This window comes from Paenalcaligenes sp. Me52, from assembly GCF_050487965.1.
Taxonomy (GTDB): Bacteria; Pseudomonadota; Gammaproteobacteria; order Burkholderiales; family Burkholderiaceae_B; genus Paenalcaligenes.
On the sequence record NZ_JBKQFO010000002.1, the window covers coordinates 428,926 to 441,538 of the forward strand.

Sequence of the window (12,613 nt, forward strand, 5' to 3'; positions counted from 1 at the left end):
CATGATTCATGTACGAAATCTACGCAAAGCTTATGGCGACAACGTGGTGCTTAAAGATATTTCCTTAGATGTGCCTAAAGGAGCCGTGTTGGCCCTGATAGGCCCATCAGGGTCCGGGAAATCTACCTTGTTACGCTGTTTAAACCTACTGGTACAGCCCGATGGTGGCACGGTACAAGTAGGCGACATACATTTTGACTTCGGCCAAAAAAAGCGCCAACCCAGTGATGCTGAACAGGCATGTTTTCGCACGTCTACTGGCATGGTGTTTCAGCACTTCAACCTGTTCCCACACATGAACGTGCTGCAAAACGTGATGGAAGGCCCCATTACCGTGCGCAAACACAGTCGCGCCCAAGCAACCGAGCAAGCCAAAACCTTACTAGAAAAAGTGGGACTACTACACAAGGCTGAGTTCTTTCCTAACCGTTTATCGGGTGGTGAAAAACAGCGTGTTGCCATTGCTCGTGCCTTGGCAATGCAACCTAGTGTGATGCTATTTGACGAAGCCACCTCGGCACTAGACCCCGAGTTGGTAGGCGAAGTGCTCAACGTGATGCGCACCTTGGCTCAAGAAGGCATGACCATGGTGATCGTCACTCACGAAATAGAATTTGCCCGTGAAATGGCCGATAGAGTGCTGTTCATGAAAGACGGTGTAGTGGTAGAGGAAGGGCCAGCAAAACAACTGATAGACAGCCCACAGCAACCTGCTACCCAAGCGTTTCTTAGTCACTTTCACCATGCTAGCCAGCGAGGTGCTCATGCCTGAAACGCCTTTACAAACTGTGCTTGCGACTACCTTACCGGATGCCGCTAGCGCCGAGGAAAAGCAGGAGTTCCAGCGCGGGCTGCAACTGATCGCCCAACTGATTGCGCATCAAACACACACGCCTACGGACCCTATTGCTGTGCAATCGGTGCTGGAGTCTGCATCATGATTCCTCGTCATATTGCCGCCTTACAGAGCGCCTACCGCAGTGGCCAATTACGTATCACCGATGTGGTGCAGACACAGTTGGATCGCATTGCTGAGCAACAACCGCACTTGCATGCCTACATCAGTTGGCATGCGGACAGCGCTTTAAAACACGCAGCACTACAGCAACAACAGCTGGAAACCCACCCTAACGCTTTACCCCCGCTCTTTGGCGTAGGCCTATCCATCAAAGACAACATGGATGTAGCGGGGATGAAAACCAGTGGTGGTTCATTCTCACAGCAACACCAACCTGCAGCCACACAAGATGCGGCGGCAGTGGCACGATTACGTGCTGCTGGTGCCATCATTCTAGGCAAAGCCAACTGCCATGAGTTTGCGTTTGGTGGCCCCTCCTTTGACCTGCCTGTTCCCCCTGCTACCAACCCGTGGAAAGCTGGTTACTTTCCGGGTGGATCATCTAGCGGTTCTGGCACCACCGTAGCGGCTGAGCTCTGTATGGCCTCTATTGGTACAGACACGGCAGGCTCTATACGATCACCCAGTACAAACTGCGGCCTAGTGGGGCTAAAACCCACCTATGGTGCGGTGCCCTTAGACGGTGTACGTATGCTCAGCGTGAGTCTGGACCATGCGGGGCCTCTAGCCCATAGCGTGGAAGACTGCGAACGGATTTTCACAGCATTGTGCCCACAGGCGGTACATTCTGCTGCGCCCAATCGCCCCATCCGGTTAGGGATTCCTACCAGTCACTGGGGGCTGAAAGCCTTACTACAGCCCGAAGTACACAGCATGATGGAAGGGGTACAACAACAGTTGCAAAATGCCGGTGTAGAGATAGTACCGATGTCCCTTCCTAATTTAGAAGCACTGCACACCAGTAGCGCACTCTTAATGATGGCTGAAGTGGCTTACGTATTTGGCCCTAAAGTACGCCAACACTTTGACACATACGGCCAAATTTTCAGAGGTCGCGTTTTAGTAGGGGAAAACATCCCTGCCAGCGCCTATCTGCAAGCTACACAAGACAAGCTACGACTGACCCAAGCTTTGGCGCATAGCCTACAAGCGGTAGATGCTTTGCTACTGCCAGGAGCCACGGCGGTAGCAGGTCCGTTGAATCAAGTAGACACCTTCTACTTTCTTACCCAACCCAACCTCAATGCCATTGCCAACTTAAGCGGACAACCTGCCATCGCTTTGCCTAGCGCAATCAGCGAAGAAGGGTTACCTATGGGCATACAACTGCTGGGTAAGCACCACCAAGACCATGCTTTGCTACACATTGCTCAACGCATAGAAACCATTCTTGATTTTGCCCATCAACGGGATCAACACCACGCTGTAACCAGTCCTCTAGGAGACAACCATGGACCACTACAATAACGATGCTCCCCATCAGATGTCCCGTCGCCAACTTGCTAAGCTGGCCGCTGCTTCCGCTCTAGGCCTGAGCTTGCCTATTGCCAGTGCAAGTGCTCAGTCCGCGCCCTCAGACACCGAGTCCACACTGGAACGTATACGTCGCACCAAGAAACTACGCATTGCAGCGCTGGTAGGTGAGCCTCCGTACTTCACCCGTGACCCCTTTACCAAAGAATGGTCGGGTGCATCGGTAGAAATGGCTAAGGACATCGCCAAGATTCTGGATGTGGAACTGGAATATGTGGATTCCACCTACGGCAACTCGGTGATACAGCTGCAAACTGGCAAAGTGGACTTGGCGATGGCGCTCACCCCCACCCCACAGCGCGCGTTATCCATTGGTTTTTCTCATCCCACGTATCTGCACCCCTACGGTATTGTGGCGCAGGAAAGCGTTCAAGCCAGTACATGGGCAGACCTCAACAAACCAGAAGTGCGCATCGCCGTAGACTTGGGTTCCACACAAGAAATGGCAGCGCGCCGCTATGCGCCGCAAGCCCAAATTACCGCCTTTGCTACACGCGATGAAGTGATGTTGGCGCTGCAAAGCAAGAAAGTAGACTGCGCTGTGTTCGCTGTGCTGCTGGGTCTAACCGCCGTGAAAAAGAACCCCAGCATCGGCAAGTTCTCTATGCTAACTGACCCCATCGTAGGGTTGACCTCTAACTTGGCCTTTGCCAAAGAGACCAATACCGACTGGCGTGACTTCTTAAACGTTTGGGTGGATTACAACCGTGATCTGGGCCAAATCAGTGGCTGGATTCTAGACAGCTTGAAGTTAGCGGGCATTGAGCCTAGCGATATTCCTTCGGACGTCGTGTTCTAAGCCACTCGCTATGGATCCCTACTCATCTTCTCCTGCCGTCACTATTATTGGTGGCGGCATGGTTGGCACTGCCTGCGGCTTGGCTCTGCAAGAACGTGGGCTATCTGTCACCATTATTGATGCGGGCGACGAACGCGACAAAGCCAGTTTTGGCAATGCCGGCGTCATCAGCAATGGTTCTATCTTTCCCATGGCCAGTGCGGGTATCTGGAAGCATTTGTCACGCTATGCGCTGAACCGTGATAACGGCTTACGCATACGCTATGGCGACCTACCTTTTCTGGCGCCATGGCTGCTGCGCTTTATGGCGAACGCCAGCACGACGCGACGCGAACAAGCCGTAGCCGCACTCGCCCCTTTTACTGCCACAGCACTGAGCTACCATCAAAAGTGGGCGCAACGTACCAGCAGCGAGCACCTCATACGCCAAGAAGGTTGGCTACGCTTATATAGAAGTGCAGAAGGCTTTGCCGGTAGCGCGGCCGATCGCCTGCTGCTTGAACGCCATGGCGTGAAATTCGACGTGCTGGATACGCAAGCCTTACGCGAACTAGAACCTGCTATTCAACACCCGTTTCATCGGGCTATTTGGCTAACGGAAACCGCTACGGTTGCCACACCTGGTGAGTTGCTCTTTGCCTACCAGCAGCTATTCCAGCAACAAGGTGGCCGATGGGTGAACGATCAAATACAACAGTTGCATACTGCCGAAGGCTACGTGCAGCTGTACGGTAAACAGCAGCATTACAAGAGTCAAACCGTGGTGCTTGCAGCAGGTGCATTAAGTGCGCATTTGTGCCAACAACTGGGCTACCGTATTCCGCTGGTGGCGGAACGTGGCTATCACGTTAGCCTACCTATACCCGAAGGCCCAGCCTTACGGCGTGCGGTGTACGATGTGGCGGCAGGCTACGTGGCTGCCCCTATGCAAGATCGATTGCGCTTACTGAGCGGCGTTGAACTGGCACACCCACAAAGTCGTGCCAATCCCATTCAACTTGAGCGGCTCTACCCTGCTGCCCGTGAAGCCTTGGGGCTAGCCCCCACTATGGATACCTCACAGCTTTGGTCTGGCAATAGGCCGTCTACCCCCGACAGCTTGCCGGTATTAGGCTTTGCTCCACGTCATCAACAAGTGCTGTGCGCATTCGGACACGGGCACATTGGTTTTTCCACAGGCCCTATTACCGGCGAACTGATTGCACGGTTGATTTGCCGAGAGCATTTACCTGTGGATATACATCCGTTTAGGGTAGATCGTTTTTAACCGGATGTAGATACCGCTTTGCTCGTTATGCCATAAAAAAACGCCCCGTCAGGGGCGTTTCTCTTGGTGTAGCCGTGTGTAGTCTGGTTAATCCAGCGCTTGTTTGGCTTGGTCGCGCAGCGTGTCCATGTTGCCGCCCTGACGTACACCTTCCAACCACTGCAAACCTACTTCACTGATCTGCTCTGCCTGTTCAGCTTCGAGGGCAGCACCCACTTTGTGCTCGGCAAAATCAATGATGTTGTTGATGTTTTGCAGTGCAGTTTTCAGCTGAGCATAGTTTTGCTGCATATCCCCAACAGACTGAATATACGCTTCTAGAATATGAAAAGGGTCACGTCTGAACATCATAATTCTGCTCCTAGTTGTTATGCCATGCCTGCCCTGCAAGCACTTCGCAAATGGGTAAATTCTGCTACGCCTAGTACAAAAGCTATTATGCGACAGATTGCCGTATAGAACACCTCAATGCCTACTTGAATTGACCTAGATTATACTTTTCACTATCATTCAATTAATTTATTGAATGATAGCAAAGGCAGATCCTTCTGCTGACACGGCAATGCCAACGTCCGAACTTCATTCTTTTTGAGTAAGGTAGGCCATCATGGTTCAAGACTTAAACACCAACAATTTCGATCAACTCATTAACCAAACGCCCGGTTTGCATGCCGTACGTTTTTGGGCTGAGTGGTGCGGCCCTTGTCGCATGATGGCGCCCATTTATCAACAAGCGGCAGCGGCACTACACGAGCAAGCACACTTCGCAGAAGTGGATATTGATGCCGTGCCCGAATTGGCGAGCCAGTTCCGCGTGCAAAGTATCCCCACTGTGCTGCTGTTTAAAGATGGGCAGGTCGTCGATAAGATGATTGGTGCTGCAAGCCAAACGCAACTGCAGCAACTGATACAGCGCCACGCCGCCTAAGCGTTTGCGGCAATCTATGCACAACAGCCTAGCTGCAGTAGCTAGGCTGTTGTGCGTTGGATGTGAATAATGCTCAAGCATTCATTGTTAGCTAATCAATGGCGTGAGCAACAAGGCCAATACGGTAGCGGTCAGCAAACGCATCACAATACCCAAAATAGCAGCCTTCATGGCTTCTTTCTCGGTTAAATCCGAGCTTTCTGCCCACACCACTGGAATCTGGCCAAACACAGCTGAAAGCGGCAAACCAGACGATGCCAAAATGAAAGAACCCACCACCAAAGACGGATCTAAACCACTAGCCATCGCCTGCAATTTACCCATCGCCAAGGTTGGGCTAACCAACACGGCTAACACCCCTGTTTCTGGGTGAATATTCAAGGCCAACATCGCACGCTCTAACAACGCATTCACCGGCTGCCAGATACCCATGTGATCCAGCAACCCGATCACACAGAACACCAATGCCACAGCTGGAATCAAAATCAAAAACAGCAGTTCCACACCCTCACGTGCGGCTTTGAACAGCATGGGAGCAAAGTCAGTATCAGGCGTGAATTTAGGAGCAGTCAGCAAATCTACCGATTTCACATCGCGATATACCAGCTTGGACAAAATCAGTGGTGACAGCAACAGCGGGCCAAAAATGGCAATCATCACCACCGCAAACACGTTTACGCCCGCGAAGGTCAGCGCCATCATCCCTAACATAAAGGTAGAGAAGGATTGCTGCGATTGCACCATGGTGGCGACGGCAATTTTTTGCTCATCTTTGGTCGCCCCCGCCTGACGCAATAACGGGCCAGAAATACGACCTGCCGCATTGATATCGCCAAAAATGTTGTAGACGCTAGGAATAATCACCGCGGGATTAATGCCAATCCAACGCATACCAGGCATAAACACCCGCATCATGGCATCGGTAAAACCTAAACGCTCAAGCAATCTACCAATGATCACACTGATGATCACCGCTATACCCACTTGCCCCGTCAAGAAAACATCCACAACTACTGGTTTGACTGTGGTCAGTACGGTATCAAATGCCCCCGATAAGGTTCCGGGAAAGAAAAACAGGGTCAACATCGCCAGACCCAAAAGCGCCAAACCTATGCCTTCTATACGCTCCATTGGCCTGCGGCTGCCTGATGGGGTATGCGTTACTTTATCTATTTCTATAATCTTATTATTCATGTCTCTCTCCAGCCTTAGGGAAAGTTAGTGGAAACTCAAAACGTTCTTACCCATTAAATGGGCGGCCGAAACATGTTGTGCATACTCGCGCAGACGCTCTGTCCCCACTTGGTGCACGGGTGTGGAGGTCACCCTGTCTCGGAACATCACCACCTCTACACCCTCCAATAACGCACTCAAGGCATACGCCAATGGCAATCCGTTTTCTAAGATTTCCAATACATGGCTATTGCCCACCATAAAATTCAGCCCTAGCTCTTGGGCGCATGCGATCAACTCATGACCGTCGTACACGCGACTAATAGACGCCAACACGGTATCTACATCTGGGTTTTCAGCAATGGCCTGACGCAAATGCTCGGGGCTAAAACCTGTGTGCGGGAAAATATGCAAAATGCGGTTTACAGGGCTATCTGGACGCCCTACCCGTATAGCACCGCGTGTCAGCAAACTCGTTTCTTGGATGTTGTCGTTGTTCTTGATACGGCGTTCGCTCAGCAATAGCTGCTCTTCCATATCCAAGCCCATGAAACTATCCAGGCGTGCCAACATATCGCCCATGGTGTGTATACCTTCTAACGGTTCACCCACAAACATCACATTGCCGTGTACACCGCCATAGCTGATATTGCTTTTCTGTACTTTGTGACCGTGTAGATAAGCAATGCCGGGATGCAAACCATGAAATGCCTCATGGCATTCCAACGCCGCAATACCGTACAAATTCAGGTAATCACGCAATGTCACACCACCACAACTGGCTGCGTCCGCTATAGGGTGATGCGCCACAATCGCATCCACTCCAGTCGCCCCTGCCAGCTCAATGCTAAGTTCGGTCATGGTCATGCACACCGCTACTTTGCGTATTGTCTTCTGCGGGTCACCATGAATAAGACCTGGTATTTCCAACACCTCCTTGCCGTAAATACCCGAGGACTTCCAGATCACAAAGGGATGATTGCCGTGTTTGACTTCGTCCATACAGGACACCATGCGTCCGCCTGTGATTACGTTCAATGCATCTAGCAAATCGCTTACACGTGTCATAGTGTTTGTCTCCAAAATAAAAAGCCGGCCTCATACCCTGGTTAAAACCAGAGCGTGAGGCCGGCGGTATAGTTGTACTTATTGTTGGCGACTTCCACAGCGGCTACCATCACGCATTACGCGGGCAACAACGCCATCAAAGCACAACAAGACTTCGTACCAGTCGGTTTATGTCTAAAGGCTAAATTCAGCTGACCAACTTTAATAGTCTGACTGCGTTTGACCTTCTTTTTTCAGCAAAATCACGGTAGAAGACAATTGGGCTACAGCATCATAATCTTTGAATATAGCCACTATTTCTAACCCATACTGCTGCACTAAAACCTGTTTCATCTCCTTTTTGAATGCCTTAATCAGGTAGAGGTCTGCTAAATCAGCAATGTGTGCATTTTCGCGGCTTAAGGTATCTAACACTGACTGGCGTTTATGAATAGCCAGCATGTTGATACGATCATCCTGCACATCTATTTTTAGCGTCACCACCCCTGAGGCAAAAATACTGCTATTGATGCGGTTGTAGTCCCGGGTCAATGCCTGCTTGAACTCGCCTAGTGAAGAAAAGCCTGCTATCCCCATTTCCTACTCCATTACCGCTACAGCGTATTTGTACCAATCCCGTTTTATACACGGAAAAACGTAGCACAGCACTTAGTGCTTTCACGCTCTGTCACCATGTAACGGTGACGTCTCCTCGCACAAAAGTTTGGCAGGCCATGCGATAGCCTTGCTGCAAATCCTCAGTGCTTAGATGCTTGTGTTCCTTAGCTTTCACCTCATCAGTGTTATCCATGCCTTCGGTAATGCGACACTTGCAGGTACCACAGATTCCCCCACCACATTTAAAGGGAATTCCACCCCGTTCACGTATGGATACTCGCAATAAATTGCTGTTTTCGGCAGCGGACACCACTAAATCGTTATTGGAAGCAAACGTAATCTGAACCATAGTTGTTTCTACCTCTTATGCCGTCAGCGCACACTCGCGCAGCTCGGCTTCAATCGTGCCAAACTGGGTCAAGCCATGCAGCTCGTCGTACGCCTCTTCTCGCGTGTGAAATTTTTCCATTTGGCGCGTAGGAATATCATTAATCGTGCCACCTTCGGTTTCTTCTACGATGCGCACTCTAGAGGCATCCTGAATACGAGCAATGGTGAAAATGGCTTTTAAACGCCCATGAAAATGGTATTCATAAGCAGCTACTGGCTCTACCCCAGTACCTGCCTCGGTGCGATACTCGCCCGGTTTGCTGGTCAGTACCACGTACATTATTCGCTCTCCACGGTAATCGGCTGCTCTAAGGTAATGTCCTCAGTGATCCAAAGTTGGCAGGTCAAACGCCACCCTTGCTCTAACCTGTCGCCTAATTGTTTTTTCTCTTTCCAATTCGCAGCGGGCAGATGCTCTGCACCTTCTAGTACCTTGCACGCACACTTCGCGCACTTACCCATCCCGCAGCCATAATTCAGGTGCGGAAAGGGAAATTGTTTGATGCCAGCACGTACCACCAAATTGGTGTTGGCTTGCACTTCTCCCACATGAACCTGATCATCTTTATGAAATGTGATGGTTGGCATAAGGCCTCCTGCTTACTACCAAATCTGCTGCCGGATTATCAGCCCGATCGCAACGAAATCCAAAAACGGTATACCAGATAATTTTTCACCCTATAAATTGGATGAAATTTCTGCTTTTTATTTACTAAACACCCAAATTTGAGTAGAAACCCTAATTACGGTATACTTAATTCAGCACAACAACATGTAGACCATCATGAAAAATCCCGTCGAACTGCGCTATCTAGAGCGTCCCATCGGCGAGCAGTTGCATCCGCATTTCGCCAAACGCCAACAGTTGCGCCAACATATTCCTCTGATTAATCTGCCTCGTTTATCTGATCTGTTTCGCTCCAAACCCAAACAGCCTTAAGCAGGTAATGCTTGGCTATCCGCTTGGAAGTTAAACGCATCGGCATACACAAACTGGCTGTCTGCCCCCTGCAGTCCAAACAAGGCTTTAGCCTCATCAATCATGGCGGGTGAACCGCACAAGTACACGGCGTGCTCGGACAAATCAGGGAAGTCTTCACATACCTGATGCTGCACATATCCACGTGCACCCGTCCAGTTGCCATCAGCGTTGGACAGCACTGGCACAAACTGGAACTCAAATAACCGATCTGCCCACGCAGCGATTTCTTCGACCAAGTACAAATCTTCGACGTTACGCATACCCCAGTACAGGCTGATGGGCGGGCAATCATCGTTGTCCAACAAAGACTCCAAAATCGCTTTGATAGGTGCAATACCGGTACCAGTAGCCACCATCACCATGGGTCGCCAATCTTTTTCACGCCAGTAGAACTGCCCCAGAGGCAGCATTAACCGTAAGGTGTCGCCTGCCTGTAATGTGGGTAAACGCTGTTGGGTGAAACGACCGCCTGCTATCTCGCGTATGTGCAGCTCTACCACGCCGTTAGCCGCGTTTGCACTGGCCATAGAAAAACTACGAGTACGGCCATCCTCACACAACACGTTCAAATATTGACCGGGCCGGTAGTCCATCGCCACACCTTCAGGCAATTGCAAACGCACACGCCAAATACCACTGCACGCACGCTCAACCGACAGTACGGTAGCGTCTACTTCTTGTGCATCAGCCAGGTCATCTTGGTGATTCGCTAAGCTAATTTCTATATCGCCAACCAACCGTGCCTGACACGCTGCAGCCATGCCAGCAGCATGTTCTTCGTCGGCCACACTCATAGGCAAGCAATCATCTTCATACTGCACTTGCCCTTGAGTGACATGGATACGGCACGTGCCACAGCCACCAAACTCGCAATCACTGTGTATGCGTATGCCTTGCCGCTTGGCGGCTTGCAATACGGTTTCTTCGGGTTCTACCCAGAAGTGTTCGCCGGTTTCCCGTACGTTGACACGATGCGCCATATCCTTGCCCCCTTCTTACTTCTTGATGTCAGCCTGTACCAGCACATCCAGCCCTTCAGCTTTCAGCGCATCGGACAAGGCTTGCAACGCGGCTACACCAGCAGCGGTATCTTGCTCACCATTACCGCCGCTCAGCCCAATACCGCCAGCCACTTCGCCATTAATCACTACTGGGAAACCACCCACGAATGCGGCGAAACGGCCTTCAAAACTCAGCTGAATACCAAAAGCTTCATTGCCTGGTAGGGCGGGGCCATTAGGTGCTGTGGTGAACAAGTGTGTAGAACGTTTGTGACCTGCTGCAGTAAACGCTTTGTTCCACGCAATTTGTGGACCAGTAATACGTGCGCCATCCATACGCTCTAAGGCAATGGGATAACCGCCTTCATCCACCACACAAATGGTTTCCAACACGCCAATTTCTTTAGACTTGGCGATAGCCGCTTCCACCATCAAACGGGCTTCACGCTGTTCAAGACGCAGAATTTTTTTCATATCACTTTTCAACCTTTGGTTTACAAAACATCAAATACCGCGGTACACGGTTTTGATTTGGGTATAAAACTCCAAGCCACCTCGGCCCGACTCGCGGAATGTAGAGGTACTGGATTGCTTCAAACCACCAAATGGCGCATTCATTAAATTGCCAGTGGTAGTGCGATTGATCTTGACCGTGCCAGCTTCTATGTCTGTGGTGAAACGGTGTGCGTATTCCGCACTGCGCGTCACAATGGCGGCCGACAAGCCGTATTCGGTATCGTTTGCCATGGCCAAAGCTTGCTCGTAGTTCTCGAACTCCAGCACGGCAATCACTGGGCCAAAAATTTCTTCGCGAGCGATACGCATGTTTTGGGTAACGTCAGTAAAGATGGCTGGTGTCATGTAGAAACCGTGAGCAAAATCACCCTCAGTCAAACGTTCCCCCCCACACAAATGGGTAGCTTCTTGTTTGCCTATTTGTACGTATTCCAAAATGCTTTCTAACTGGCCACGCGTAGCAATAGGGCCCAAGTCTGGGTTGGCTGTCAGTCCATTGCCTACCGTCAGCGCCTGTACTTTTTCTAGCAATTTACGTGTGAATTCTGCTTTGACGTCTCGCTGCACTAACACACGACTGGTGCCGGTACATGCTTGACCGCTTAATGAAAAACCACCTTGGATCACCAGCTTCACAGCCAAGTCCAGATCAGCATCTTCCATCACAATGAGCGGGTTTTTGCCGCCCAATTCCATTTGCGTACGCGTGCTCATGCGCGCTTGTCGGCAAATGTCTTCGCCCGCTTTGGTAGAACCCGTAAATGAGATCGCACGCACTTCAGGCGACTTCACCAGCACAGGGCCTACTTCGCCTGCTCGGCCATGCACCAAGTTCAACACCCCTGCTGGAATACCGGCTTGAGCAAAGGCCTCGCACAAGTAATAGCCTGTTAAGGGCGTATCGGATGAGGGCTTGAATACCACGGTATTACCGGTAATCAGTGCAGGAGCAATCTTGCGAGCAGGAATAGAAATGGGGAAATTCCACGGCGCAATCACCGACACCACACCCAGCGGTTCGCGCTGTGTATAAACCAGTTGCTGCGCATCGTCCTGTGGAAAAGTTTCGCCCGTGTAGGTTTTGCCTTCCACTGCGTAAAAACGCAACGTTTGTGCTGAACGGGTCACTTCCATTTTGCTTTGCGCAAGCGTTTTGCCTTCTTCGCGCGTCAGCCCTGCGGCAATGCGTTCTACATTGGCATCCAAGTAAGCCGCCGCCTTGTCCAAAATACGGGCACGCGTCGAGATAGGTGTAGCGCGCCATGCTGCGAAAGCAGCTTGGGCAGCGGCCACCGCTTGCTGCGCATCTTCAGCGGTTGAAACTGGAAAGTGCCCAACCACGTCGCGCTGATCAGCCGGGTTTAGATTGGGCTGTGTACGCCCGCTGCTACTGGGTTGCCACTGTCCGTTGATATAGTTCTCGAACACAACATCGTTAAGATTTTCCACCGCTCTACTTCCTTTGTTGCTGTACTGGCGGGCAGCCCATCTGCCCGCCGG

The 12,613-nt window shown here is 51.0% G+C and carries 17 protein-coding genes; 7 read left to right on the forward strand and 10 right to left on the reverse strand.

The features are described from left to right. Nucleotide 1: 1 nt before the first annotated feature. Genes ACLO87_RS13275 through ACLO87_RS13295 form a run of 5 tightly spaced genes read left to right on the forward strand, consistent with a single transcriptional unit; the run spans nucleotide 2 to nucleotide 4,458 of the window. Nucleotides 2-772, forward strand: coding sequence for an amino acid ABC transporter ATP-binding protein (locus ACLO87_RS13275; RefSeq protein WP_135866909.1), 771 nt, complete (start codon nucleotides 2-4; stop codon nucleotides 770-772). Then, on the forward strand, nucleotides 765-941 hold the full coding sequence (locus ACLO87_RS13280) for a hypothetical protein (RefSeq protein ID WP_168246921.1): 177 nt from the start codon (nucleotides 765-767) through the stop codon (nucleotides 939-941). The genes ACLO87_RS13275 and ACLO87_RS13280 overlap by 8 nt, the downstream gene beginning before the upstream one ends. Continuing rightward, nucleotides 938-2,326 carry an amidase gene (locus ACLO87_RS13285; RefSeq protein WP_430223956.1) on the forward strand — a complete coding sequence of 463 codons (1,389 nt, stop codon included), beginning with the start codon at nucleotides 938-940 and terminating at the stop codon, nucleotides 2,324-2,326. The genes ACLO87_RS13280 and ACLO87_RS13285 overlap by 4 nt, the downstream gene beginning before the upstream one ends. Continuing rightward, on the forward strand, nucleotides 2,310-3,191 hold the full coding sequence (locus tag ACLO87_RS13290) for a transporter substrate-binding domain-containing protein (RefSeq protein ID WP_135866901.1): 882 nt from the start codon (nucleotides 2,310-2,312) through the stop codon (nucleotides 3,189-3,191). The genes ACLO87_RS13285 and ACLO87_RS13290 overlap by 17 nt, the downstream gene beginning before the upstream one ends. A 10-nt stretch (nucleotides 3,192-3,201) precedes the next feature. Then, nucleotides 3,202-4,458: an NAD(P)/FAD-dependent oxidoreductase gene (locus tag ACLO87_RS13295; protein ID WP_430223957.1), complete on the forward strand. Its 1,257-nt coding sequence runs from the start codon at nucleotides 3,202-3,204 to the stop codon at nucleotides 4,456-4,458. A gap of 87 nt (nucleotides 4,459-4,545) precedes the next feature. On the opposite strand, the gene ACLO87_RS13300 is transcribed toward ACLO87_RS13295, so the two are convergent. Next, nucleotides 4,546-4,809 (reverse strand): hypothetical protein, encoded by a 264-nt coding sequence (locus tag ACLO87_RS13300; RefSeq protein ID WP_135866898.1) that lies wholly within the window; start codon nucleotides 4,807-4,809, stop codon nucleotides 4,546-4,548. A 256-nt stretch (nucleotides 4,810-5,065) separates the two neighbouring features. Here ACLO87_RS13300 and trxA point away from each other — a divergent pair, with 256 nt between their 5' ends. After that, complete coding sequence (gene trxA / locus ACLO87_RS13305; RefSeq protein ID WP_135867131.1) at nucleotides 5,066-5,386, forward strand: thioredoxin; 321 nt, start codon at nucleotides 5,066-5,068, stop codon at nucleotides 5,384-5,386. Nucleotides 5,387-5,473: 87 nt separating this feature from the next. On the opposite strand, the gene ACLO87_RS13310 is transcribed toward trxA, so the two are convergent. From ACLO87_RS13310 to ACLO87_RS13335, 6 genes are all read right to left on the reverse strand, one after another. Next, nucleotides 5,474-6,580 carry a hypothetical protein gene (locus ACLO87_RS13310; RefSeq protein WP_430223958.1) on the reverse strand — a complete coding sequence of 369 codons (1,107 nt, stop codon included), beginning with the start codon at nucleotides 6,578-6,580 and terminating at the stop codon, nucleotides 5,474-5,476. Between the two features lie 24 nt (nucleotides 6,581-6,604). Beyond that, nucleotides 6,605-7,627 (reverse strand): Nif3-like dinuclear metal center hexameric protein, encoded by a 1,023-nt coding sequence (locus tag ACLO87_RS13315; protein ID WP_135865215.1) that lies wholly within the window; start codon nucleotides 7,625-7,627, stop codon nucleotides 6,605-6,607. Between the two features lie 201 nt (nucleotides 7,628-7,828). After that, nucleotides 7,829-8,203, reverse strand: coding sequence for a DUF2294 domain-containing protein (locus ACLO87_RS13320; RefSeq protein ID WP_430223959.1), 375 nt, complete (start codon nucleotides 8,201-8,203; stop codon nucleotides 7,829-7,831). Between the two features lie 91 nt (nucleotides 8,204-8,294). After that, a complete protein-coding gene (locus tag ACLO87_RS13325; RefSeq protein WP_135865213.1) occupies nucleotides 8,295-8,573 on the reverse strand; it encodes a 2Fe-2S iron-sulfur cluster-binding protein in 279 nt (92 codons plus the stop codon). Between the two features lie 15 nt (nucleotides 8,574-8,588). Next, nucleotides 8,589-8,894 (reverse strand): ferredoxin, encoded by a 306-nt coding sequence (locus tag ACLO87_RS13330; protein WP_135865211.1) that lies wholly within the window; start codon nucleotides 8,892-8,894, stop codon nucleotides 8,589-8,591. Then, complete coding sequence (locus ACLO87_RS13335) at nucleotides 8,894-9,202, reverse strand: 2Fe-2S iron-sulfur cluster-binding protein (protein ID WP_430223960.1); 309 nt, start codon at nucleotides 9,200-9,202, stop codon at nucleotides 8,894-8,896. The genes ACLO87_RS13330 and ACLO87_RS13335 overlap by 1 nt, the downstream gene beginning before the upstream one ends. Before the next feature lie 196 nt (nucleotides 9,203-9,398). On the opposite strand from ACLO87_RS13335, the gene ACLO87_RS13340 reads away from it, so the two are divergent. Further along, nucleotides 9,399-9,554, forward strand: coding sequence for a hypothetical protein (locus ACLO87_RS13340; protein WP_430223961.1), 156 nt, complete (start codon nucleotides 9,399-9,401; stop codon nucleotides 9,552-9,554). Here the strand turns inward: ACLO87_RS13340 and ACLO87_RS13345 are convergent. The 3 genes from ACLO87_RS13345 to ACLO87_RS13355 are packed head-to-tail and all read right to left on the reverse strand — an operon-like array spanning nucleotide 9,551 to nucleotide 12,562. Continuing rightward, nucleotides 9,551-10,576 (reverse strand): 2Fe-2S iron-sulfur cluster-binding protein, encoded by a 1,026-nt coding sequence (locus tag ACLO87_RS13345; RefSeq protein ID WP_430223962.1) that lies wholly within the window; start codon nucleotides 10,574-10,576, stop codon nucleotides 9,551-9,553. The genes ACLO87_RS13340 and ACLO87_RS13345 overlap by 4 nt on opposite strands. Nucleotides 10,577-10,591: 15 nt before the next feature. Further along, a complete protein-coding gene (locus ACLO87_RS13350; protein ID WP_430223963.1) occupies nucleotides 10,592-11,071 on the reverse strand; it encodes a GlcG/HbpS family heme-binding protein in 480 nt (159 codons plus the stop codon). Between the two features lie 30 nt (nucleotides 11,072-11,101). Beyond that, nucleotides 11,102-12,562 carry an aldehyde dehydrogenase family protein gene (locus tag ACLO87_RS13355; RefSeq protein ID WP_430223964.1) on the reverse strand — a complete coding sequence of 487 codons (1,461 nt, stop codon included), beginning with the start codon at nucleotides 12,560-12,562 and terminating at the stop codon, nucleotides 11,102-11,104. Nucleotides 12,563-12,613: the final 51 nt, after the last annotated feature.

What these genes read in the sequence shown, in the direction of transcription:
- ACLO87_RS13275 (WP_135866909.1), top strand. Translation starts at nt 2, where the DNA reads ATGATTCATGTACGAAATCTACGCAAAGCTTATGGCGACAACGTGGTG.
- ACLO87_RS13280 (WP_168246921.1), top strand. Translation starts at nt 765, where the DNA reads ATGCCTGAAACGCCTTTACAAACTGTGCTTGCGACTACCTTACCGGAT.
- ACLO87_RS13285 (WP_430223956.1), top strand. Translation starts at nt 938, where the DNA reads ATGATTCCTCGTCATATTGCCGCCTTACAGAGCGCCTACCGCAGTGGC.
- ACLO87_RS13290 (WP_135866901.1), top strand. Translation starts at nt 2,310, where the DNA reads ATGGACCACTACAATAACGATGCTCCCCATCAGATGTCCCGTCGCCAA.
- ACLO87_RS13295 (WP_430223957.1), top strand. Translation starts at nt 3,202, where the DNA reads ATGGATCCCTACTCATCTTCTCCTGCCGTCACTATTATTGGTGGCGGC.
- ACLO87_RS13300 (WP_135866898.1), bottom strand. Translation starts at nt 4,809, where the DNA reads ATGATGTTCAGACGTGACCCTTTTCATATTCTAGAAGCGTATATTCAG.
- trxA (WP_135867131.1), top strand. Translation starts at nt 5,066, where the DNA reads ATGGTTCAAGACTTAAACACCAACAATTTCGATCAACTCATTAACCAA.
- ACLO87_RS13310 (WP_430223958.1), bottom strand. Translation starts at nt 6,580, where the DNA reads ATGAATAATAAGATTATAGAAATAGATAAAGTAACGCATACCCCATCA.
- ACLO87_RS13315 (WP_135865215.1), bottom strand. Translation starts at nt 7,627, where the DNA reads ATGACACGTGTAAGCGATTTGCTAGATGCATTGAACGTAATCACAGGC.
- ACLO87_RS13320 (WP_430223959.1), bottom strand. Translation starts at nt 8,203, where the DNA reads ATGGGGATAGCAGGCTTTTCTTCACTAGGCGAGTTCAAGCAGGCATTG.
- ACLO87_RS13325 (WP_135865213.1), bottom strand. Translation starts at nt 8,573, where the DNA reads ATGGTTCAGATTACGTTTGCTTCCAATAACGATTTAGTGGTGTCCGCT.
- ACLO87_RS13330 (WP_135865211.1), bottom strand. Translation starts at nt 8,894, where the DNA reads ATGTACGTGGTACTGACCAGCAAACCGGGCGAGTATCGCACCGAGGCA.
- ACLO87_RS13335 (WP_430223960.1), bottom strand. Translation starts at nt 9,202, where the DNA reads ATGCCAACCATCACATTTCATAAAGATGATCAGGTTCATGTGGGAGAA.
- ACLO87_RS13340 (WP_430223961.1), top strand. Translation starts at nt 9,399, where the DNA reads ATGAAAAATCCCGTCGAACTGCGCTATCTAGAGCGTCCCATCGGCGAG.
- ACLO87_RS13345 (WP_430223962.1), bottom strand. Translation starts at nt 10,576, where the DNA reads ATGGCGCATCGTGTCAACGTACGGGAAACCGGCGAACACTTCTGGGTA.
- ACLO87_RS13350 (WP_430223963.1), bottom strand. Translation starts at nt 11,071, where the DNA reads ATGAAAAAAATTCTGCGTCTTGAACAGCGTGAAGCCCGTTTGATGGTG.